This is a genomic window from Aeromonas sp. R1-2 (assembly GCF_040908505.1).
GTDB classification, from domain to species: domain Bacteria; phylum Pseudomonadota; class Gammaproteobacteria; order Enterobacterales; family Aeromonadaceae; genus Aeromonas; species Aeromonas veronii.
This window is the reverse complement of record NZ_JBFODU010000046.1, coordinates 14,314-35,471: the sequence shown is the minus strand read 5'-3', so window position 1 is coordinate 35,471 and position 21,158 is coordinate 14,314. Positions and strand designations below refer to the sequence as shown.

The following is a 21,158-nucleotide window of genomic DNA, read 5'->3' as shown; positions in this document are numbered from 1 at the left end:
CCGCAAGGAGCTCTCATGGCACTGGCATTGTTTGATCTGGACGAGACCCTGATTGCCGGGGATTCCGCCAGCCTCTGGCTGGAGTACATGGTGGCCGAGGAGCTGGCCCCCGCCAGCATGATTGCGGAGGAGCAGGCCATGATGTCCCTCTACCATCAGGGCAAGATGGATATGCACCAGTACATGGCCTTCACCCTGCAACCGCTGGCGGGCAAGACGCGCCAGTGGCTCGACTCGCTCTCTACCCGCTTTGCCGAGCAGGTGCTGCGCGAGCGCCTCTACCCCGAGGGGTTGGCGCGTATCGAATGGCATCGGGAGCGGGGCGACGACCTGGTGCTCATCTCCGCCTCCGGCGAGCATCTGGTGGCCCCCATGGCGAAGATGCTGGGGATGGATCACTGCGTCGCCATTCTGCTCGATGAGGAGGAGGGGATGCTGACCGGCCAGACCCGCGGCACCCTCAGCTTTCGCGAAGGCAAGGTGGCCCGCATCAACCAGCTGTTTGCCGGCAGGGACCACCTCTGGCAGGGTAGCTTTGGCTACAGCGACTCCCACAACGATCTGCCCATGCTGCGGGCGGTGAGCCATCCCCATGCGGTCAATCCGGCCCCCGCGCTGCGCCAGCAAGCCGGGGAGCTGGGCTGGCCGGTGTGGGAGTGGCAGCGCTGAGTCGTGCGCCACACTGGCTTAACGTGCGGCAAGAAGCACGATAAACAAAGAGAGAGGCTGGAGCCTCTCTCTTTGTTTTTGCTGACGGCGTTGTGGTTGAGGCTGGCCGCTGGGGCTACCCTTCGTTGGTTTGTTGCCGAGGCTCGCCAAAGGCGGGAATGTCCTCCTCGGCACTCTGGTGAGGGGTGTGGCGCAGCGGGAAGCAGATACGGTTTTTCCCCTCCCGCTTGGCCTGATAGACCCCCTTGTCGGCCAGCTCCACCAGCTCTTTGGCCGAGAGCCCGGAGCGGCTGAAGGCCACCCCGCCGCTGATGGTGATAGTGAGATCGGGTTCGCGCCACTCCAGCTGTTCCACCCCGAGCCGGAACGCTTCCAGCAGGGAGGGGAGCATCGGCTGCTCTTCGCCGTAACGGAAGATCAGCACCAGCTCCTCGCCGCCATAGCGGCAGAACCAGCCCCACTCGTGGAACAGATTCATGCCCAGCTTGCTCACCCGCTTGAGCACCACATCCCCCGCCTGATGGCCGTGGGTATCGTTGACCCGTTTGAAGTCATCCAGATCGAACATCACCACCCCGAAGGGAGCGCCACTGTTGAGCTGCTTCTGCAGGCACTCGTCGAAGAAGCGACGGTTGTAGAGCCCGGTGAGTTTGTCCTGATGGGCTTGCAGGCGGATCTGGGCAAAGTCCTGACTGGCGGCATCCATCTCTTCATAGACCTTGGCCAGCTCCAGCATGCGGCGGCCGTTGTAGGCGATACCGCCGGAGCGGCTGGCGCGGATCAGCAGGGTGATCTCCCCCAGCATCCGGCGGAAGTAGCGGGACCAGAGCAGGGCCAGCAGCAGATAGAGAATGCAGGCGACGGCAATCATCAGCTGCACGTTGATGGAGACGCTGTCGATCACCTGCTGCATGCTGGCAGTCGGCTCGACGCTGAGCAGGATCCAGCGCTGCTCGGGGATGCGGTAGTAGGAGACCATCAGGCCGCTGGCATCATCGAGGAAAAAGCCCTGCGGTTGTTGCATCCGGGCCAGCCAGTCGGGGTGAGCGAGGGGTTTGAATACCCGTTCGCGATCCGGATGGGCCAGCACCAGTCCGTCATGGTTGAGCAGGATCTGATAGCCATTGCCCAAATGGTGACTCTGATCATGCCGACTGTTTAGCCAGCTGGCGAGGGGGGTGAGCTGGGTATCGAGCGAGAGTACGCCAACCCGCTTGCCGTCAGGATCTTCAATCACCCGGGCCAGCGCCATGGTGAGAGTGCCCAAGGTGTAGTCGTAATAAGGATCGGTCCAGACAATCTGTCCGGGATGGCTGGATGCCAGCAGATACCAGGGGCGGGTTCTGGGATCGAACTTCTCGTCGGCCTGCCAGGAGGGGTGGATCAGCATCTTGCGATGCTCGGTGCCCACGTAGACGTAATCGAGCTCCATCACCTTGTGATAGGCCTGCCACTGTTGCAGGTAGCGCTCGCCGTTAAGGATCTCCGGGCCGCTGAAATCCCGATAATTTACCTGCTGATAAATGAGCGTAAACTGGCGTTTGAGGGTCGCCAGATAGGGTTCGATCAGGGTATGGAAATACTGGGTGTTGCGAGCAATCAGGTTCTGTTGCTGCTCGTGGCGCAGGGTGCGCTCCATATGCAGGTAGTAGATGCTGCCGAGCAGCAACACAGGGATAAAGAGCAAGAGGAGGCCCAGCCGCATGCGGGTGATCAAAGACCAAGTGTTCTTGGGCTTGGCGGGGGACATGAACAGATCCTTTTCGTCTCGGGTGGCACCAGCATATATGATGCTGTGCGGCTCGTCTAAAGGCAGAAAATGAGATGTTTCCGATGTTGAACCACACTCTGCTCTCAATGATTCATTATGGCAGCATAGCGGTACTGATCCTTGCCCTCTGTGTCGAGTATCTAATATTTAGGCGCGGCCTGAACATGCTGCGAGTGCGCCGCCTGCTGCTGGCAGATGGGGTGGCGGCGCTGGCGCTCTTCTCCATCTTTACCACCGGGTGTCTGCTGGCCCTTGAGCATGCCAGCTCGGTGGCAGAGATCTTTGCCCATCCTGCCCACGGCCTCAAGATGGGGCTGTTTCTGCTGATTGTCGGCTCCCTCGTTTATCCCAGCCGCCTCTTCTATCGCTGGCGTCGCGCCCTGCGTCTGGGCAAGGCGCCGATGATCTCCATTCAGCAGCACTTCCGGGTGGTGTGGATCCTGCGGGGCAATCTGCTACTGATTGCCCTGTTGGCCGTGTTCACCAAGCCCTCGCTGCTGTAACACTCGCTGTGCTCAAAAGCAGTGCGATGCAGCGCGTGGAGAGCGAGAGCGAGAGCGAAGACAAAGAGTGGAGACAAGAGGATAGGGAGGCGGGTATCTTGGATCGGATAACCCGTCACGCGCCGATTTAAGGAAGAATCGCCATGCGCTCCAATCTGATGTTGCTGATGGCTGCCACCATCTGGGGTATGGGCTTTGTCGCCCAGCGCCTCGGGATGGATCACATGGGGCCCTATACCTTCAATGGCCTGCGCTTTCTGCTCGGCGCCCTCTCCCTGCTGCCGCTGCTCTGGTGGCTCAAATCCCGACAACCTGTTGCCGTCGCTGGCGACCATCGCCAACTGCTGATCGGGGGTGTGCTGGCCGGGCTGGTGCTGTTCTGTGCCGCATCCCTGCAGCAGGTGGGGCTGCTCTATACCACTGCCGCCAAGGCCGGTTTCATCACCGGGCTCTACATCATTCTGGTGCCGGTACTGGGGCTACTGCTGCGCCACAAGAGTGGCCTCAATACCTGGATCGGCGCAATCATCGCGCTGGCCGGTCTCTATGTACTGAGCGTCACCGACGAGTTCACCATCGGCTTTGGCGATCTGCTGCAGGTGGTCGGCGCCCTCTTCTGGGCCGTTCACCTGCTGCTGGTGGATCACTACTCCAACCGGGTTGCTCCCATCAAGCTGGCTGGAGTGCAGTTCGTGGTCTGCGGCCTGCTCAGCCTCGCCACCGCCTTTGTCATCGAAACCCCGACTGTTAGCGGCGCAGTGGCCGGTTGGCAGGCGCTGCTCTATGCCGGGCTGGTGTCGGTCGGGGTGGGTTATACCCTGCAGGTGGTAGGGCAGCGGGGTGCTCATCCGGCCCACGCCGCCATCATCCTCAGTCTGGAGACCGTCTTTGCCGCCGTGGGTGGCGTGTTGCTGCTGGGGGAGACGCTGGACGAGCGCGCTATCGCCGGTTGTGCCCTGATGCTGGCGGGGATGCTGATCTCCCAGATCCGCTTGAGGTGGTGGTGGAAGTCGCGTCGGGACAAGGTGCCAGCGACCAAGTAAACCGCGCTCGCTGCATAACAAAACGCCCCTACTGTCGGGGCGTTTTTCATGGTGGCTGTTCGGTCAGGGGCGCTGATCCAGCTCGCGCTCCAGCTCCATGGCCTTCTGACGGGCCGGATGGGTATTGAGGCGCTGCCAGTAGGCTTGCAGGTGCGGGAAGTTGGCCAGCTGACCGCTTTGCGCCAGCAGATCCACCAGGAAGGAGTTCATGATGTCGGCGCCGGAGAGGCGATCCCCCACCAGATAGTGGCGTTTCGCCAGTACCTCATTGAGGTAGCCCAGCACCTTGGCACACTCCGCCCTGGCGTAGTCCGGCAGGAAGCGCATCGGGCTGCCATCCTTGCGCACGAACATGTCGAGCAGCAGCGGCAGAATGCCCGAGCTCTCGGCAAAGTGGAGCCACTGCAGGTATTCGGGATACTCCGGGCTATCTGCTGCCGGTGCCAGCCGATCGGCAGCATAGCGGGCGATCAGGTACTCGGTGATGGCCCCCGATTCCGCCAGCACCCGGCCGTCGAATTCGATGACCGGCGACTTGCCGAGAGGGTGGATGGCTTTTAGCTCGGGCGGTGCCAGAAAGGTCGCGGCATCGCGCTGATACGCCTTGATCTCATAGGGCTGGCCCAGCTCTTCGAGCAGCCAGATGATGCGCTGGGAGCGGGATTTGTTCAGGTGGTGCAGGACTATCATAACGACCTCGATTCGGTGGCAGGATGGGATATACGAGCGGGCAAGGGGGGCGGTTCACCGATGGCTAAAAAAGAGCGGGCTGATGCCCGCTCCCTTGATGACTGACTCAGGCCTCCAGCGCCTGATCCAGATCCGCCAGAATGTCCTCGATCGCCTCGATCCCCACCGACAGCCGGATCATCTCCGGTTTCACGCCAGCCTTGGCCTGCTCCTCCTCGCTCAACTGGCGATGGGTGGTGGAGGCGGGGTGGCAGGCCAGCGACTTGGCATCGCCGATATTGACCAGCCGCTTGAAGATCTTGAGCGCATCGTAGAAGCGTACGCCCGCCTCGTAGCCATCCTTCAGACCGAACGAGAGGATGGCCGAGGGGCGACCGGCCATGTACTTCTCCGCCAGCAGATAGTGCGGGTGGCCCGGCAGACCGGCGTAGCTGACCCAGGCCACCTTGGGGTGATGCTTGAGGTGGTGGGCGACCCGCAGAGCGTTGTCGACGTGGCGCTCCATGCGCAGGCTCAGGGTCTCCAGCCCCTGCAGCAGCAGGAAGGCGTTCATCGGCGCCAGCGCCGCGCCGGTATTGCGCAGCGGCACGGTGCGTACCCGCCCGATAAAGGCAGCTGGGCCAAAGGCCTCGGTATAGACCACCCCGTGGTAGGAGGGTTCGGGTTTGGTCAGCTGAGGGAAGCGCTCGGCGTGATCCGCCCAGGGGAACTTGCCCGAGTCGACCACCACGCCGCCCAGCGAGTTGCCGTGGCCGCCGACATATTTGGTCAGGCTGTGTACCACAATGTCGGCACCGTGTTCGATGGGCTTGCAGAGCACCGGGGTGGCGACCGTGTTGTCGACGATGAGCGGCACGCCACGGGCGTGGGCTGCCTTGGCCAGCGCGGCCAGATCGACGATGTTGCCCGCCGGGTTGCCGATGCTCTCGCAGTAGACTGCCTTGGTCTTGCCATCGATCAGGGCGGCGATGGCTTCGGCGCTGTCATCTTTGGCAAAGCGCACCTCGACCCCGAAACTTGGCAGCATGTGGGCGAACAAGGTGTAGGTGCCACCATAGAGCTGGGGGGTGGAGACGATGTTGTCACCGGCGGCGGTCAGTGCCTGAATGGCATAGGTGATGGCGGCGGAACCTGCCGAGACCACCAGTGCGGCGATCCCCCCTTCCAGCGCGGCCATCCGCTGCTCCAGCACATCGTTGGTGGGGTTCATGATGCGGGTGTAGATGTTGCCCGGCACCGCCAGATTGAACAGATCCGCCCCGTGCTGGGCGCTCTCGAATTCGTAGGCCACCGTCTGGTAGATGGGCACGGCGACCGCTTTGGTGGTGGGGTCGTTGGAAAAGCCGTGGTGCAGGGCCAGGGTCGCATCTTTCATCACACACTCCTTGTTGGATGTTGCTTGTCGCAGTTATAGATGGATAGACGTCCAATCTATCAGGCCCGTGGCCGATGTAAACAGCAAGATCCGGCAAAGCAATGTTGCCCGAAGGGGACGCGTGTCCCGAGTGGTTGGTATGGCTCGTACTCAGAGGCGGCGGCGATACTCCTTGTCATCGATCTGGTTCATGTCCCACTGCATCAGGCGGTTGAGCTGCTGCATGGGATCCTCGATAAGCGGCAAGGGGCGCGGCAGGATCCGCTTGAAGTAACGGCGCAAGGTCTGCTGGATCCGGTTCGGTTTGAGGGGATTGGCGTGGCTCATGATGGTGCTCCTCTGCTGTGGTTCTCACGTTCATCAGCAGTATTGAGCTAAAATGCGGAAGTAAAAACTGATGACTTATAGCAACAGGATTTCCTCTTTTATGCCGACCGGTCGCCTCTACCAGCAATTTCAACGACTCGCCCAGCTGCTTGGCTGCGACGAACGGGAGATCAGCCTCGCCGAGGTGGCGGATCTGCTCTGCTGCACCCCGCGCAACGCTCGCCTGCTGCTGCGGCGGATGCAGGATCAGGGCTGGCTCAGCTGGTCGGCGGAAGCGGGGCGGGGGCGGCGCTCCCGACTTATCCTGCTCGATAGTCAGGAGAGCCTGACCCGGCGCCGCTTGCGGGATCTGCTCAGCCAGGGCCAGCTGGCGCAGGCGGTACGGCTGGCCGAGGATCGCCTCGATCTGCTTACTCCGCTGCTGATCGAACAGCTCGGTCAGGCCACCCGCGAGGGGCGCCAGATCCTGCGGGTGCCATACTATCGCCCGTTGCCGCAGTTGCTGCCCACCGGCCCGATGCGCCGCTCCGAAATTCACCTGAGCCGCCAGATCTTCAACGGCCTCACCCGGCGAAATGAGGAAAATGGGGAAATCGAAGGGGATCTCGCCCACCACTGGGAGTGTCTGGGCCCCTGCCACTGGCGTTTCTACCTGCGCCCGGCGGTGCGCTTTCACCACGGCCGCGAGCTGGTGGTGGAAGATGTGATGGAGAGTCTGCTGGCCCTGCGGGATCGCCCGCTGTTCGCCCATCTGGATCGGCTGGAGAGCCCCTGGCCACGCACGCTGGATCTCTATCTCGACAGCCCGGATCCCTGGCTGCCCCACCTGCTGGCGGAGCCTGTGGCGACCATTTTGCCGCGGGAGCTCAAGGGGGAGGCGGGCTTTGCCCTGCAACCGGTGGGCACCGGCCCCTACCGGGTGGCTGCCAACGATCCCCTGCATCTTTGCCTTGCGGCGTTTGACGACTACTTCGGCCTGCGCGCCCTGCTCGACGAGATCGATATCTGGATGCTGCCGGAGCTGGCGGAGCGGCTGGAGACCCACCTGCAGCTGGGGCGCGACAGCCCTGAGCTCGGCACCATGCGCGGCGAGTCGGAGCTGGAGTCGGGCTGCTACTTCCTGCTGCAGGACGATCGCTCCGGATCCTTGCAGGATCCCGCCCTGCGCCAGTGGCTCGGCCAACTGCTCAATCCGGTGGCTCTGATGGGGCGGGTCGCCCCCGAGTTGCAACGGGGCTGGACCAGCGCCCTCGGCCTGCTGCCCCACTGGCGCGAAGCGCTGCCCACGCCCTTGCCCACACCTGCGCAGTTGCCGACGACCCTGGTGCTCGCCTGCTTCAACCAGCATTTGGAGTTCAACGAGTGCGCCAACGCCATGAGCAGCCTGCTGGCCGAACAGGGGATCCGGCTGGAGGTGCGCACCCTCGATTACGGTCGCTGGGTGAGTGGTGAGGATGAAGACGTGGATCTCTGGCTCGGCACCCTCAACCTCGAACATGCCGGTCCCTTTGCCCCCTACGCCTGGTTGCAGGGCACCCCGTTGCTGCGCAAGGTGTGGAGCAGTCAGCATGAGTTGTGGCAAGGGTTTATGCAGTGGCGCGCCAGCGGTGAGGAGCCTGGCCCCCGCGCCCTGCTGGCAAGGGTGCAGCAGCAGAGCTGGTTTGTACCGCTGTTTCACCACTGGCTGGAGCTGGAGAGCCGGGTCGGCGTGCACGGGGTGCGGATGACGGCGCTCGGCTGGTTCGATTTTCGCAGCGCCTGGTTGCGGCCGGAACCGCCCCATCAGCCCGCAGAGGCGCCATAGTTCGTCCAATTTCTGTCGCGGCCGACGAGTGCTCCGTGGCCGCTTGCGTGAAAGATCCGTAAATCGGCCGCTGCTGCACAGTTTGTGTCACGCCTCTGTGCCATGCTGTTTCAGGTTATGGACAGCAGAGCAAATGAGGAAAACGATGAGCAACAATTCAGACAGTTCCGCAGGAAAATGCCCGGTCATGCACGGGGGAACCACCTCCGTCGAGACGTCCAGAATGGAGTGGTGGCCGAAGAGCCTCAACCTCGACATTCTTCACCAACACGATACCAAGACCAATCCGCTGGGGGCCGGCTTCAACTATCGGGAAGCCTTGAAGGGGCTCGATATGGCGGCCCTCAAGCAGGATGTGACCGCCCTGATGACCGACAGTCAGGAGTGGTGGCCCGCCGACTGGGGCCACTACGGCGGCCTGATGATCCGCATGGCCTGGCACTCGGCCGGGACTTACCGCATCGCCGATGGTCGTGGCGGTGGCGGCAGCGGCAACCAGCGTTTTGCCCCCCTCAACTCCTGGCCGGATAACGCCAACCTCGACAAGGCCCGTCGCCTGCTGTGGCCCATCAAGAAGAAGTACGGCAACAAGATCAGCTGGGCCGATTTGATTATTCTGGCGGGCACCGTGGCCTATGAGTCCATGGGGCTCAAAACCTTCGGCTTTGCCTTTGGCCGCGAGGATATCTGGCACCCGGAGAAGGATATCTACTGGGGATCGGAGAAAGAGTGGCTGGCGCCCAGCGGCAAGCCGGGTGGTCGCTACTCCGGCGAGCGTGATCTGGAAAACCCGCTGGCGGCGGTGATGATGGGGCTTATCTACGTCAACCCGGAAGGGGTGGATGGCCAGCCCGATCCCCTGAAAACCGCGCAGGATATGCGGGTCACCTTCGCCCGCATGGCGATGGATGATGAAGAGACGGTGGCACTGACCGCCGGTGGCCACACCGTCGGCAAGGCTCACGGCAACGGCGACGCCAAGCAGCTCGGGCCCGAGCCGGAAGGGGCCAGCCTCGAGGAGCAGGGGCTGGGCTGGATCAATCACCACAGCCGCGGCATCGGCCGCAACACAGTGACCAGCGGCATCGAGGGTGCCTGGACCACCCACCCGACCCAATGGGACAACGGCTACTTCGAGCTGCTGTTCAAGTACGACTGGTGGTTGCAAAAATCACCGGCGGGGGCCCATCAGTGGGAACCGATCAATATCGCCGAAGAGGATATGCCGGTGGATGTGGAGGATCCGTCGATCCGCTGCAAACCCATGATGACGGATGCCGATATGGCGCTCAAATTCGACCCCGAGTATCGCAAGATTGCCGAGCACTTCCGCGATGATCCGGCGGCCTTCTCCGACGCCTTCGCCCGCGCCTGGTTCAAGCTGACCCACAGGGATATGGGGCCGAAGAGCCGCTATGTCGGCCCCTATGTGCCGACAGAAGATCTGATCTGGCAGGATCCGGTGCCAGCCGGACGTGCCGATTATGACGTGGCGGCGGTGAAGGCCAGGATCGCCGCCAGCGGCCTCTCCATCAGCGAGCGGGTCACTACCGCCTGGGATAGTGCCCGTACCTTCCGAGGCTCCGACAAGCGGGGCGGTGCCAACGGCGCCCGCATCCGGCTGGCGCCGCAGAAGGATTGGCCGGGCAACGAACCGGCGAAGTTGGCGAAGGTGCTGGCGGTCTATGACAAGCTGGCGGCCGAGTGTGGCGTCAGCGTCGCGGATCTCATCGTGCTGGGGGGCAACCTCGCCATCGAGCAGGCTGCCCAGGCCGCCGGAGTGACGGTGAGCGTGCCGTTTGCGCCGGGCCGGGGGGACGCCACTCAGGCTCAGACCGATGTGGCCTCGTTCGAGGTGCTGGAACCTCTGGCCGACGGCTTCCGCAACTGGCTGAAGCAGGACTATGTGGTGACGGCGGAGGAGCTGCTGCTGGATCGTGCCCAGCTGATGGGGCTTACCGCCTGCGAGATGACGGCGCTGGTGGGCGGGATGCGGGTGCTCGGCACCAACCACGGCGGTACCGGGCACGGGGTCTTTACCGACCGAGTCGGGGTGCTCAGCAACGACTTCTTCGTCAACCTGACCGACATGGGCTACCAGTGGCTGCCGAAAGTGAGCAATCTCTACGAGATCCGCGATCGCCGCAGCGGCGCCCTGAAATGGACGGCCACCCGGGTGGATCTGGTGTTCGGCTCCAACTCTGTGCTGCGCGCCTATGCCGAGGTCTATGCCCAGGATGACAACAAGGAGAAGTTTGTCTGTGACTTCATCACCGCCTGGAACAAGGTGATGAATGCGGATCGCTTCGATCTGTTGGGCTAGTCCCCGAGCCGTTTGGTTATCTGCACCCGCCCCGCACAGCCAAGATGTGCGGGGCTTTTTACTGCCCGCTTTTCTGTGCAGCCCTACAATCCGCCGCGCTGCGACACCCGCTGGCCGGTCGCGCAGGGCCGCTGGCATCCCTGTGCTTGGGCCAGCAGTATCATGTAACATGCTGATCCGCTGGTGATGCCCGGCGGCCACCCATTGGCCACTGATGTCCCATGAACGGACAAGGACAGAAACAAAGAGACAAGGAGTCAACCCATGCTGGAAATGCAGATCCAACCCCGCTTTCAGGAGACGGATGCCCTCGGCCATATCAACAATACGGTGCCGGCGGTCTGGTTCGAATCGGCGCGGGATCCCCTGTTCCGGATTTTCTCCCCCGATCTGGATGTGCATAACTGGCACCTGATCATCGCGGGCTATACGGTGCAGTTCAAACGGGAGCTGTTCTACGGCCAGCCGGTCACCATCAAGACCGGCGTGCGCCGCATCGGCACCAGCTCCTTTACGGTCTGGCAGGAGGCCTGGCAGGGCGGCGAACTGGCCGTCACCGCCGAAACGACCCTGATCCATTTTGACTACCGGGCCCGCCAATCCCTGCCCCTGAGTGATGCTCACCGGGAAGGGCTGCGGGCCTGGCTGACAGAGAGTTAACCACGGGCCGGATGGCCCATCACAGGAGTGCTATGTACAACTCAATGCGCAATACAGCGATCGCGCTGACCCTGGGATTCTGCTCCCTCCCTTCTCTGGCCGCTTCTCTCGCCGAGCAGTTTACCCTGATGGAGAAGGGGGCCGAGAGCGCCCTCGATACCCGTCAATTCAGCCATGACGGCGTCGATATCAAGGCCTGGATCGATGGCGCCCCCGTCATCATCGCCGTGCCCATCATGAACGAGCTGGGCAAGCTGGAAGGGGAGAGCCGCTACTACTTCAAGGGCGGCAAGCTGTTCGGGGTCAAAGAGCCCGCCGCCCAGTTCGCCTTTGACGACAGCGGCAAGCTGACCCAGTGGCTGGACGAGAAGGGCCAGCCCGCCGAGTTCGTCAGCAAAATGAGCATGCAGCAGCGTCAGGAGTGGCTCACCAAGCGGGCCGCCGAGCTGAGCAAGCTGTTTGTGGTGAGCGCGGCCGAGCAGAAGGCGGCCAAGGGTGGCGTCAAGCTGAAGGGGGCGGATCTCGCTCACTGGCTCTGCAACGGCAAACTGATGGATCTCGCCCACGGCGACAAGGTGATCTTCGAGCAGGATAAGCTGAAGATTGGCGAGCAGGGGATCGAGGGAGAGGTCTCCCTGCGTCAGGATAAGGGGTGGCAGGAGCTGAGCCTCAAGTGCGAGGTGCAGGGCACTCAGGTAACCCGCCTCACCTGGCAGCCGCTGCCGGGTGCCAACAAGCCGCAATAAGCGCAGTAGCAAGGGGCCCATCTCGGGCCCCCTTCTCATTCGGTGTGTGGCTCCCCCAGCTTGAGCCGGGTGAGAGCCTCGACCCGGCGCCACTGTCCGGGTTCGAACCAGCGGGCCAGCAGCTCCTGCTGCTGTTCGGCCCTGGCCTCGTTCGGCAGTTGCCTGAGCTCGGCCAGAAAGCCGCTGAGCTGCTCCTCGAACCCTTGCCGGTTCTGCTCCAGTTGGCGCATCCGATCCACCGCTTCCGGCCCCCCCGTCTCCAGCAGCAGAGCCTCCCGTTTGGCCGGGTCCATCTGCGCCAGCCCTTGCAACTCCTCAAGCAGACGGCTGTTGGCCTCCGCCTCGCGAAACCAGCCCGGTTGCTCCGCCAGCCAGAGATCCAGCTCGCTGGCCAGCTGCGACTTGTCGCTGTCTCTTGCCTCCGCCAGCGCCCTGCGGCGCAGGGTCAGCTGCTCCATCAGCCGATCCTCGGCAAACAGCTGGGCCTGCTCGGCCGGAGTAAAGCTCTGCTGGCGCAGCTGCTCCCGCTCGTCAAACAGGATCTGCAGGCTGGCGAGGGAGATCTCGGTGGGCACCGTCAGGCTGCTCTGGGCGGAGACAAAGGTGCGATAGCGCGCCTGCAGGGCATCGGCGGCCTCCTGCTCGGGATCGTGCGGGTGGCTCTGTGCATGCTGATTGGTTTGAGCCTGTGATGAGTCTGCCGTCGGTGCTGTGGGCCAGAGCAACACCCCGCCAAGCAGCAGGGTGATGGCGCAGGGCACGACGAGCAGGGTGGCTATCTTCATAGTCCCAGCTCCTTGAGTCGGTTGGCATGCTGGCGATAGAGGGTGACCGGATCGGTCTCGAACAGATGGTGGATGCCGAAGGACTGGTTCACTTCGTCCAGATGGTTCATCCGGTAGTCGGTGCCGATCACCTTGCCGAGGTGGCTGCTGCAGACCCCGACCAGTCCGTCATTGGGCTCTTTGAAGAAGGCGCCGGTCAGCGCCAGCGCCGGATCCACCGGATCCAGCAGATTGGTCAGGTTGCCGCGTCCGCTCCAGGAGAAGTAGTAGACGCCGTTGCTGGCCTGCATCGGCCCCTCACCGCAATAGCGGCTGGGCAGCCCCTCCGGGTAGCGCTGGTTGAACTGGCTGGCCCCCTTGCTGGTGAGGGCATCGAGGGCGGCGACCGGATCTTGCGGTAGCTGGCTCCCGCCCGAGAGCAGTGAAATCATGCCGGAGAGGGCGTGGGCCGCGGCGGCCGCCAGCTTCTCGGCGGCACTGCCGGGGGCGGCATTGGCCCGCACCAGATCGGCAATCTCGGAGCCGTAGTTGACGCCGCCGACGCTGGTGGCGGAGGCGACCAGCTCGGGGGCGACCGAGGCGACATAGCGGATGGTAGGGCCGCCGTGGGAGTGGCCGATGAGGTTGACCTTCTCGGCGCCGGTGGCCGCCAGCAGCAGCTCAACCTGGGCGAGCAGTTGCTCCCCCCGTTGTTCCGAACTGGCGGTGGCTGACACCTGCGCCACGTAGACTTTGGCACCATCCCGGCTCAGGGCCTGGGGAATGCCGTAGAAGTAATCGACCCCGAGCAGCTTGTCGAAGCCGAACAGGCCGTGCACCAGCACTATGGGGTAGCGGGTCTGGGTGTATCCGCTGGCGTGTGCCAGCATGGGCAGGGTGCAGAGCAGCACCAGAAGCCATCTCTTCATCATCAGCATCCTTGTTGATTCGTGAGGAACAGATTGTGTGGCGTACTCCATGTTCGCCGGTGCCAGTATGGTGGCTGCTGACGGGAGAGGCTGTGAGGGGGATCGCAACTCGGGATTCAAAAGGGATTCAGGGTGCGGGCGGGGAGGCTGAACTCCCCGCCCTGCGGCTTATTGCCACTCCACCAGGTGATACTGCTTCTTGCCCCGGCGCAGCAGCAGGTAGCGACCAAACAGCCGATCAGTGGCACTCAGCTGTTCATCCTGCTTGATCACACCATTGAGGCTGATAGCCCCCGCCGCCAGCAGCTCGCGGGCGATGCGTTTGGAGTTCGCCAGACCGCAGCTGACCAGCAGGCTGACCAGATCCGTCTCGCCGCTGACGGTGCTGCATGGCATGCCATCCTGCGCCAGCTGGGCCAGATCGCTCTCGCCGAGGCGAGCTACATCGCCGCTAAACAGCAGTTCGCTGATGCGCTGCACTGCCGCCAGCGCCGCCTTGCCGTGTACCAGCTCGGTCAGCTCGTCGGCCAGCACCTGCTGGGCCTGCTTGCGCCCCTGCCGCTTTGCGTCTTCCGCCTCCAGTGCATCAATCTCGCTCAGCGACATAAAGCTGTAGTAGCGCAGGAAGCGGTAGACATCCTCATCCGCGGTGCCGAGCCAGAACTGGTAGAAGGCGTAAGGGGAGGTGAGCGCCGGATCGAGCCAGACCGCGCCCCCTTCGGTCTTGCCGAACTTGGTGCCGTCTGCCTTGGTGATAAGGGGTAGGGTCATGCCGTGCACCTGCGCCTGATGGAGGCGACGGGTGAGATCCATGCCGCTGGTGATATTGCCCCACTGGTCGTTGCCGCCAATTTGCAGGGTGCAACCGAGCCGCTGGTGCAGCACTGCAAAATCGTAGGATTGCAGCAGAGCGTAGGAGAACTCGGTGAACGAGATGCCCTGATCCGGGCGAGCCAGCCGCTGGCGCACCGATTCCCGCGCCAGCATGGCGTTGACCGAGAAGTGCTTGCCGATATCCCGCAGAAAGTCGAGGGCGGACATCTGCCCCATCCAGTCGCCATTGTTGACCAGTTGCGGGGCCGACAGGCCCTCATCGGCGGGCAGCAGCGCCCTGATTTGGGCCGACAGGCTGGCGACCCAACCCTGCACGGTATCAGCACTGTTGAGGCTGCGCTCGGTCGCCTTGAAGCTGGGATCGCCGATAAGGCCGGTTGCCCCGCCCACCAGTGCCACCGGGGTGTGGCCCGCCAGCTGGAAGCGGCGCAGCATCAAGAGCGGCACCAGATGACCGATATGCAGGCTGCCAGCGGTGGGATCGAACCCGCAATAGACGGTGCGCGGGGTGGCAAGATGATCGGCCAGGGCCGCCGGGTCGGAATTCTGGGCCACAAGGCCGCGCTCGGTCAGCTCATCGAGCAGGTGGGGGTTGATCATGGGTTCTCCAACAGCAGGGGGAAAAGCCGTCATCCTCGCCGTTCTGGCTGGTGGCGGATATGTCCCCTGAGGGACAGTTTTACCACTCTCGTGCTAGCATTCAGCCATAGCGGGGAATCGCTCCCCGTCACCGGAAACGTGCCACCATGACCCAGCCATTCACCACAGATGCCTTGACCCGCAGTATGACCGGGGTGGTCGATGCCCTGCACAGCAGCGCCTTTGCGGCGGCGCTGGTGCGGCTGATCCAGCAGCAGGTGGCGTTTGATTGCGCCCTGCTGCTCGGGGTGGGGCAGCGCCCCGTCTACCTCTACGACAACCTCAATCATCAGCGGGCTCTGCTGTTTGATCGCTACCTCACCAGCCACTTCAGTCAGGATCCCTTTATGCAGGCGCTGGAGCAGGGCTTGCCTGCCGGCGTCTGGACCCTGGCGCAGGTGTCGCGGGGGAGGCTCGATCCCGAATATCGCCACCACTTCTATCAGGCCACCGGCTGGCAGGAGGAGGTGGGGCTGATCCTGCCGGTGCGGGACGGACTGACGCTGATGCTGTTTCTGGGGCGACTCGACAAGCGCAGTACCCTCAGCCGTGACGAGCTGGTAAGGCTGGAGCAGCTGTTCCCGCTGGTGCATTCGCTCTGTCGTCAGCAGTGGCGGCAGAGCCAGCCGCTGTTGGCCCAGAGCACTGCGCTGCCAGACAGCGCCAGCCTCCGGAGCGCGGTAGAGCAGGCGATGGCGAGTGTCGGGGGCGATAGGCTTACCCGGCGCGAGCGGCAGGTGGCGGAGTTGCTGCTGCAGGGGCTGGATACCGAGGCGATTGCCGCAGCGCTCGGGATTGGCAGCGGCACGGTGAAGAATCACCGCAAGCATCTCTATGGCAAGCTGCGGCTCGGCTCGCGGGCCGAGCTGTTCAATCTCTTTCTGAACCACCTCATTACGGCGCCGGTGGAGGCATCGCAGGCGTCATCGGCGGGAGATAAAGAGAACCCGCCATAGGGCGGGCCGGAGTTACTCGATGCGCGGGATGGTGGGAGTGGTTTCGGGCAGGATACTGAGCAACTGGTAGCGCTTCATCAGCTGCTTGTATTCATCCCCCTGTCTGACCTTGTCCAGCGCCTGTTGCAGGCGGGCAACCTGTTGCTTGTTTGCCCTCAGGTTGAAGGCGAAGCAGTTATCCTGCTCTTCAATAATCGCGACGGTGACAAAATCCTCGCTGGGGAAACCCAGCTCCTTGGCCTGATGGCGCAACATCACCTCGTTGCCCGCCACCAGATCGGTGCGTGCCATGATGAGCTGGCGTACCACCTGATCCATGCGCTCTACCGACATCATATTGCCCGGGCTGATCCCGCGGTTGAGCAGCAACTGCTCCCCGACATCCGCCTGCATCACACCAATCTGCAGCTTGGCGAGATCCGCTTTGCTGGCCACTTTGGGGGCATCCTGCTTGCGGCCGACCAGCGCGACCCTGGAGTGGCTGATGGGGCAGACCCAGAGGAAGTGGGGATCCCGCTCCTTGGTATGCGCTGTGGTAAAGAGCACAGCCTCTTGCTGCTGGGTCAGCAGATACCAGCCGCGGGCCCAGGGCAGAAAGTGGATGGGGTGCTCCGGCTCCCCCATTTCACGCCACATCAGGCGCAGCAACTCGACCGCCAACCCCACAGGCTGACCATTTTTATCCTGGCCATTGAGTGGCATGTTCTGCTCCGAATAGTAGATAAGTGCCGGAGCCGGGAGCGCGATAAACAGGGCGAGAGAAGCGAGAGCAGGGAGCAGACGACGCATGATGCACTCCTTGTGCGGGTAGTTACCTAACAGTCTATGTGGCCTTTTCCATAACGTCATGATCCGGTAGCGGGATAAAAAACAGGCCACCTTGCGGTGGCCTGTCGGTTTATTTGAGCAGGGCTTCCATCTCCGCTTCTGCCTTGGCGCGAGCCTTGGCTTCCGCCGCTCTGGCGGCATCGGCGACGCTCTCTCCGGCCGTATGGGATGCGGCACTGACGGCCTGCCGGGCTGGTTCGGCAACGGCCTTGGTTGCCTCTTGCGTCACGGTAGCGGTGGCACTGCTGACTGCCTGTTTGGCAGGAACGGCAACAGCCTTGGCGGCCTCTTGCGTCACGGTCGCAGCGGCACTGCTGACAGCTTGTTTGGCAGGAGCGGCAACGGCCTTGGTAGCTTCTTGGGTCGCGGTCGCAGCGGCGCTGCTGACGACTTGCTTGGCAGGAGCGGCAACGGCCTTGGTGGCTTCTTGGGTCGCGGTCGCAGCGGCGTTGCTGACGACTTGCTTGGCAGGAGCGGCAACGGCCTTGGTGGCTTCTTGGGTCGCGGCCGCAGCGGCGCTACTGACGGCTTGCTTGGCAGGAACGGCAACGGCCTTGGTCGCTTCTTGCGCCGCGGTCGCAGCGGCACTGTTGACGACTTGTTTGGCAGGAGTGGCAACAGCCTTGGTCGCTTCTTGCGTTGCAGTCGCAGCAGTGCTGCTCACCGCCTGCTTGGCTGGCGCAGTGACTGCGGTGGTCGCACTGCGAGTCAGGTCGGTCGCGCTCTGGGTCACCGCTTGAGTTGCCTGTCCTGTGACGCTGGCGGCTGCGCCGCTGATAGCCTGGCTGGCGCTGTTGGTCAGCGAGCCGGTGACGCCGCGGGTCACTGTGCCCAGCGCGCTGCCAAGGGAGAAGGGGGAGGTGCCACTCTGACTGGTTGCCGCACCGGTCAGGGCATTGGCCGCCGGGGTGAGCTGGCTGGTGGAAGTCTGCCAGCCCTGCATGGCGGTTGGCCAGGTCGGTGCCGTGCTCGCCAGATTTTCGCCGAAGGTCAGGGTGGTGCCATCCCCTTTTTGCAGCAATACCGACATCTGGTTGGTTTGCGAGTTCCACACCATCCCCGCCTGCTTGGCGATATCCGGCACGGGCGCATACTCGGAGACCACATAGAAAAGCGGCCCCTCCTGCTGTAACTTGTCGGCAGTCTTGAGCAACTGCATGGTGCTGTCGTAGTTGGGGCCAAGGATGGCGGTCATCCGATCCTTGATCAGGGGTTGTTCGAACAGATTGACCTCGTTCGGGTCAAAGCCGACCAGCGGCTTGAGCAGGGCCCACATCAGCTGGCTGGTGGGGCTCATCATCAGCAATGGGGCAACGCAGGCGGACAACATCAGGCTCAGGCAGGCCGCCTGAAGCAACGGCATGATACGCATTGGGATAATATCCAAATAACGATTTGATAAATAAGGTTATATTTTGTCAGGATGTGACAAATTCACCGGAAGTTTGCGCGTGGCAGCGAGAGACTGCCCGCAGGCGCTGGCAGGCTACCATATTGGTTCCACAATGCCAGCAGGCAGTATGATTGTCAGTCAAGTAAACCCCGGGGCTGGTCGACTCTTCGAGAATGCCTTCCATCGAAACAGGATCCCTCTCATGAAAAATGTACTGCTCTGCCTGCTGGCCTCCCTCTGGCTTATCCCCGCTCTGGCCGCGTCCAAAACCACTGTGGTGGGCGAGTCTGCCAGTCCCGAGCTGGTGTTGCCGCTGGGCTCATTGCCCGAGCGGGTCTGCTGGTTTGCGGATCAGAAATATTCCGAAGGGGCCCGCATTCTGCAGGGAGATATCTGGCTGGAGTGCGGCCCGCAGAACGACCTCGAGAGCAATGGCCCGTTGGCCTGGCGCTCTCCTGAGGTGGTGTTGCCTGCCACCCGTGGTGCGAAAGGTCAGAAGACGATTTCCGTGGGTCAGTGAGGCTTTTCTTGATCCAGCTAAAGACATGGACGTGATCCCTGTCGCATAATGCAGCTCCTTTCTTCTCTTGGCTGGAACCTAAGAAATGGCTCGTCGCTCTTCCAATGCACAACGTCGTCGCAGTAGCTGGTGGTACAAACGCCTGTTGGCAAGGGAGCGGGAAGAGCGTGAAGCGCGTTCCGTCCGGGATTGATACAGCATTGAAAAACGGAGCCTCGGGCTCCGTTTTTGTTGCTGGCAATTTGCCGTCTGGTTATCTTGTCCACCCATCGCATACCCTGTTGCCCGATGCCATCGGCAACTATCCAGAGAGCTGAAACTGTGAGAGTCGACGTTGTCTCCTACAACCCCCAATGGCCAGCCAGCTTTGTAGCTGAAGAGGTTCAATTACGCAGTGCGCTGGATAACTGCTTGCTAGCTGTCCACCATATCGGCAGTACCTCTGTCGTCGGTTTGGCCGCCAAACCCATCATCGACATCATGCTGGAGGTATCATCGCTGGAGCGGCTCGATGAGCAGAATGGTCAGCTGGAGGCGCTGGGCTATGAGGCGATGGGGGAGTGCGGGATTGCGCGCCGCCGCTATTTTCGCAAGGGGGGTGATGAGAGAACTCACCAGATCCACGCCTTCTTGCAAGGGGATGACCATGTGCATCGCCATCTGGCCTTTCGTGACTATCTAAGGGCCCACCCTGCGGTATGCCGGGAATACGCCGAGTTAAAGCAGGCGGTAGCCGCGAGCTGTCAGCACGATATCGAGCGCTACCGTGCGGGCAAGAATGCCTTTGTCAAAGAGCACGAGGCGCACGCGTTGCGGTGGCAGGCCGGGCAGGATCCTGCTCTCTGAGCGAGCTTGCTCGCAATAGAAAACGGGGGCCATCAGGCCCCCGTTTTGCTTTTGCAGATCTTTCATGCTTGCGGCTTAGCGCTGCAAGGCGGCCAGTGCCAGTTCGACCCGTTTGGCGTACTCGGGGTCGGCCTGCTCGAAGTGTTTGAGCTGGGCCGCGACGATGGCGTCATCCTCCACATTGATAAGGGAGCGGGCCAGGTTGGCGGCGAGCCGTGAACGCTGCCCCTCGTCCATGATGCGGAACAGGTTACCCGGCTGGCTGTAGTAGTCGCTGTCGTAGTCACGGAAGTCGTAGTGCAAGGCAGCCCCTTCCAGACTCAGCGCCGGTTCGTGCTGCTCGCTCGGCTGCTGGGTGCCGAAACGGTTCGGCTGATAGTTGGGGCTGGCGCCGCCATTGCTGTCTGCCCGCATGGCACCGTCACGATGGGCACCGTGATGGAACGGGCAGCGCGGGGCGTTGACCGGCAGCAGACCGTGGTTGACGCCAAGGCGATAGCGCTGGGTGTCGCCGTAGGAGAAGAGTCGCCCTTGCAGCATGCGATCCGGCGAGAAGCCGATACCGGGCACCACGTTGGCCGGGGTAAAGGCGGCCTGCTCCACATGGGCGAAGTAGTTGTCCGGGTTCTGGTTGAGCTCCAGCACGCCCACCGGGATCAGCGGGTAGTCGCTGTGCGGCCACACCTTGGTGAGGTCGAACGGGTGGATCTGGTAAGTCTGGGCTTCGGCCTCCGGCATCACCTGCACATAGACCTTCCAGCGTGGGAAGTCGCCCCGCTCGATAGCGTTGAACAGATCCGCCTGACTGGTCTCCCGATCCTGCCCGACGGCGGTGGCGGCCTCTTCATCTGTGTAGAAGCTGTGGCCCTGCTCGGTCTTGAAGTGGAACTTGACCCAGAAGCGCTCGTTGGCATCGTTGATAAAGCTGAAGGTGTGGCTGCCGTAGCCGTTCATCTCCCGCAGGCTCTTGGGGATGCCGCGATCGCTGAACAGTATGGTGACCTGATGCAGGGATTCCGGATGGCGTGACCAGAAGTCCCAGGCGGCGGTGGCGCTGCGCAGGTTGGTGCGCGGATCCCGCTTCTGGGTGTGGATGAAGTCAGGGAATTTCAGCGGATCGCGGATGAAAAAGACCGGGGTGTTGTTGCCCACCAGATCCCAGTTGCCCTGTTCGGTATAGAACTTGAGGGCGAAGCCGCGCACATCGCGTTCGGCATCGGCGGCGCCCTTCTCACCGGCCACGGTGGAGAAGCGCAGGAATACAGGCGTCTGCTTGCCGATGGCGCTGAACAGATCGGCCTTGCTGAACTGGCTGATGTCGTGGGTCACGGTAAAGGTGCCGTAGGCGCCCGAGCCCTTAGCGTGAACCACCCGCTCGGGAATGCGCTCGCGGTCGAAGTGGGCGAGTTTCTCCATCAACCAGATATCTTGCATCAGGATGGGGCCGCGCGGACCGGCGGTGAGGCTGTTGTTGTTGTCGACGACGGGGGCGCCGTTGGCGCTGTGCAGGGTCTTGTCAGTCATGGCTTCTCTCCTTG

The 21,158-nt window shown here is 62.7% G+C and carries 20 protein-coding genes; 10 read left to right on the top strand and 10 right to left on the bottom strand.

Going from position 1 to position 21,158, the window contains the following annotated elements:
- Positions 1-15: 15 nt before the first annotated feature.
- Positions 16-669 (top strand): HAD family phosphatase, encoded by a 654-nt coding sequence (locus AB5Y76_RS16195; RefSeq protein ID WP_101530853.1) that lies wholly within the window; start codon positions 16-18, stop codon positions 667-669.
- Positions 670-784: 115 nt separating this feature from the next.
- Here AB5Y76_RS16195 and AB5Y76_RS16190 read toward each other — a convergent pair whose 3' ends face one another.
- The gene (locus tag AB5Y76_RS16190; protein WP_263718912.1) at positions 785-2,419 is read right to left on the bottom strand and encodes a sensor domain-containing diguanylate cyclase; all 1,635 of its coding nucleotides are present in this window, start codon (positions 2,417-2,419) and stop codon (positions 785-787) included.
- 83 nt (positions 2,420-2,502) lie between these two features.
- On the opposite strand from AB5Y76_RS16190, the gene AB5Y76_RS16185 reads away from it, so the two are divergent.
- Both AB5Y76_RS16185 and AB5Y76_RS16180 read left to right on the top strand, forming a co-directional pair.
- Entirely contained in the window at positions 2,503-2,943 is a 441-nt protein-coding gene (locus AB5Y76_RS16185; protein ID WP_111901590.1) for a DUF2214 family protein, read from the top strand.
- A 143-nt stretch (positions 2,944-3,086) separates the two neighbouring features.
- Positions 3,087-3,986, top strand: a complete 900-nt coding sequence (locus AB5Y76_RS16180) for a DMT family transporter (RefSeq protein WP_005336466.1) — start codon at positions 3,087-3,089, stop codon at positions 3,984-3,986.
- 63 nt (positions 3,987-4,049) lie between these two features.
- Here the strand turns inward: AB5Y76_RS16180 and AB5Y76_RS16175 are convergent, their stop codons facing one another.
- The 3 genes from AB5Y76_RS16175 to AB5Y76_RS16165 all read right to left on the bottom strand — a co-directional run bounded on the left by AB5Y76_RS16175 (position 4,050) and on the right by AB5Y76_RS16165 (position 6,378).
- Entirely contained in the window at positions 4,050-4,676 is a 627-nt protein-coding gene (locus tag AB5Y76_RS16175) for a glutathione S-transferase family protein (RefSeq protein WP_263718917.1), read from the bottom strand.
- 106 nt (positions 4,677-4,782) lie between these two features.
- Entirely contained in the window at positions 4,783-6,051 is a 1,269-nt protein-coding gene (locus tag AB5Y76_RS16170; RefSeq protein ID WP_263718919.1) for an O-acetylhomoserine aminocarboxypropyltransferase/cysteine synthase family protein, read from the bottom strand.
- A gap of 150 nt (positions 6,052-6,201) precedes the next feature.
- Positions 6,202-6,378 carry a hypothetical protein gene (locus AB5Y76_RS16165; RefSeq protein WP_005336463.1) on the bottom strand — a complete coding sequence of 59 codons (177 nt, stop codon included), beginning with the start codon at positions 6,376-6,378 and terminating at the stop codon, positions 6,202-6,204.
- 100 nt (positions 6,379-6,478) lie between these two features.
- On the opposite strand from AB5Y76_RS16165, the gene sgrR reads away from it, so the two are divergent.
- From sgrR to AB5Y76_RS16145, 4 genes are all read left to right on the top strand, one after another.
- Positions 6,479-8,182 (top strand): HTH-type transcriptional regulator SgrR, encoded by a 1,704-nt coding sequence (gene sgrR, locus AB5Y76_RS16160; protein ID WP_368177760.1) that lies wholly within the window; start codon positions 6,479-6,481, stop codon positions 8,180-8,182.
- Positions 8,183-8,327: 145 nt separating this feature from the next.
- Entirely contained in the window at positions 8,328-10,505 is a 2,178-nt protein-coding gene (gene katG / locus AB5Y76_RS16155; RefSeq protein WP_263718922.1) for a catalase/peroxidase HPI, read from the top strand.
- A 264-nt stretch (positions 10,506-10,769) separates the two neighbouring features.
- Positions 10,770-11,165, top strand: a complete 396-nt coding sequence (locus AB5Y76_RS16150; protein WP_005336457.1) for a thioesterase family protein — start codon at positions 10,770-10,772, stop codon at positions 11,163-11,165.
- 44 nt (positions 11,166-11,209) lie between these two features.
- The gene (locus AB5Y76_RS16145) at positions 11,210-11,911 is read left to right on the top strand and encodes a hypothetical protein (RefSeq protein ID WP_042655738.1); all 702 of its coding nucleotides are present in this window, start codon (positions 11,210-11,212) and stop codon (positions 11,909-11,911) included.
- 35 nt (positions 11,912-11,946) lie between these two features.
- On the opposite strand, the gene AB5Y76_RS16140 is transcribed toward AB5Y76_RS16145, so the two are convergent.
- From AB5Y76_RS16140 to tyrS, 3 genes are all read right to left on the bottom strand, one after another.
- On the bottom strand, positions 11,947-12,696 hold the full coding sequence (locus tag AB5Y76_RS16140; protein WP_263718925.1) for a lipase secretion chaperone: 750 nt from the start codon (positions 12,694-12,696) through the stop codon (positions 11,947-11,949).
- On the bottom strand, positions 12,693-13,604 hold the full coding sequence (locus tag AB5Y76_RS16135; RefSeq protein WP_031227935.1) for a triacylglycerol lipase: 912 nt from the start codon (positions 13,602-13,604) through the stop codon (positions 12,693-12,695). Before AB5Y76_RS16135 ends, AB5Y76_RS16140 begins: the two co-directional genes overlap by 4 nt.
- A 168-nt stretch (positions 13,605-13,772) precedes the next feature.
- Positions 13,773-15,038, bottom strand: coding sequence for a tyrosine--tRNA ligase (gene tyrS, locus AB5Y76_RS16130; protein ID WP_263718927.1), 1,266 nt, complete (start codon positions 15,036-15,038; stop codon positions 13,773-13,775).
- A gap of 146 nt (positions 15,039-15,184) precedes the next feature.
- On the opposite strand from tyrS, the gene AB5Y76_RS16125 reads away from it, so the two are divergent.
- Positions 15,185-16,033, top strand: a complete 849-nt coding sequence (locus AB5Y76_RS16125; RefSeq protein ID WP_263718929.1) for a helix-turn-helix transcriptional regulator — start codon at positions 15,185-15,187, stop codon at positions 16,031-16,033.
- Between the two features lie 12 nt (positions 16,034-16,045).
- Here the strand turns inward: AB5Y76_RS16125 and AB5Y76_RS16120 are convergent, their stop codons facing one another.
- Both AB5Y76_RS16120 and AB5Y76_RS16115 read right to left on the bottom strand, forming a co-directional pair.
- Positions 16,046-16,822 carry an ABC transporter substrate-binding protein gene (locus AB5Y76_RS16120; RefSeq protein WP_263718931.1) on the bottom strand — a complete coding sequence of 259 codons (777 nt, stop codon included), beginning with the start codon at positions 16,820-16,822 and terminating at the stop codon, positions 16,046-16,048.
- A 109-nt stretch (positions 16,823-16,931) separates the two neighbouring features.
- Entirely contained in the window at positions 16,932-18,233 is a 1,302-nt protein-coding gene (locus tag AB5Y76_RS16115; protein WP_263718933.1) for a hypothetical protein, read from the bottom strand.
- Positions 18,234-18,456: 223 nt separating this feature from the next.
- On the opposite strand from AB5Y76_RS16115, the gene AB5Y76_RS16110 reads away from it, so the two are divergent.
- A complete protein-coding gene (locus tag AB5Y76_RS16110) occupies positions 18,457-18,774 on the top strand; it encodes a YnjH family protein (protein ID WP_263718934.1) in 318 nt (105 codons plus the stop codon).
- 321 nt (positions 18,775-19,095) lie between these two features.
- A complete protein-coding gene (locus AB5Y76_RS16105) occupies positions 19,096-19,620 on the top strand; it encodes a GrpB family protein (RefSeq protein WP_263718935.1) in 525 nt (174 codons plus the stop codon).
- 75 nt (positions 19,621-19,695) lie between these two features.
- On the opposite strand, the gene AB5Y76_RS16100 is transcribed toward AB5Y76_RS16105, so the two are convergent.
- The gene (locus AB5Y76_RS16100) at positions 19,696-21,144 is read right to left on the bottom strand and encodes a catalase (protein WP_263718936.1); all 1,449 of its coding nucleotides are present in this window, start codon (positions 21,142-21,144) and stop codon (positions 19,696-19,698) included.
- Positions 21,145-21,158: the final 14 nt, after the last annotated feature.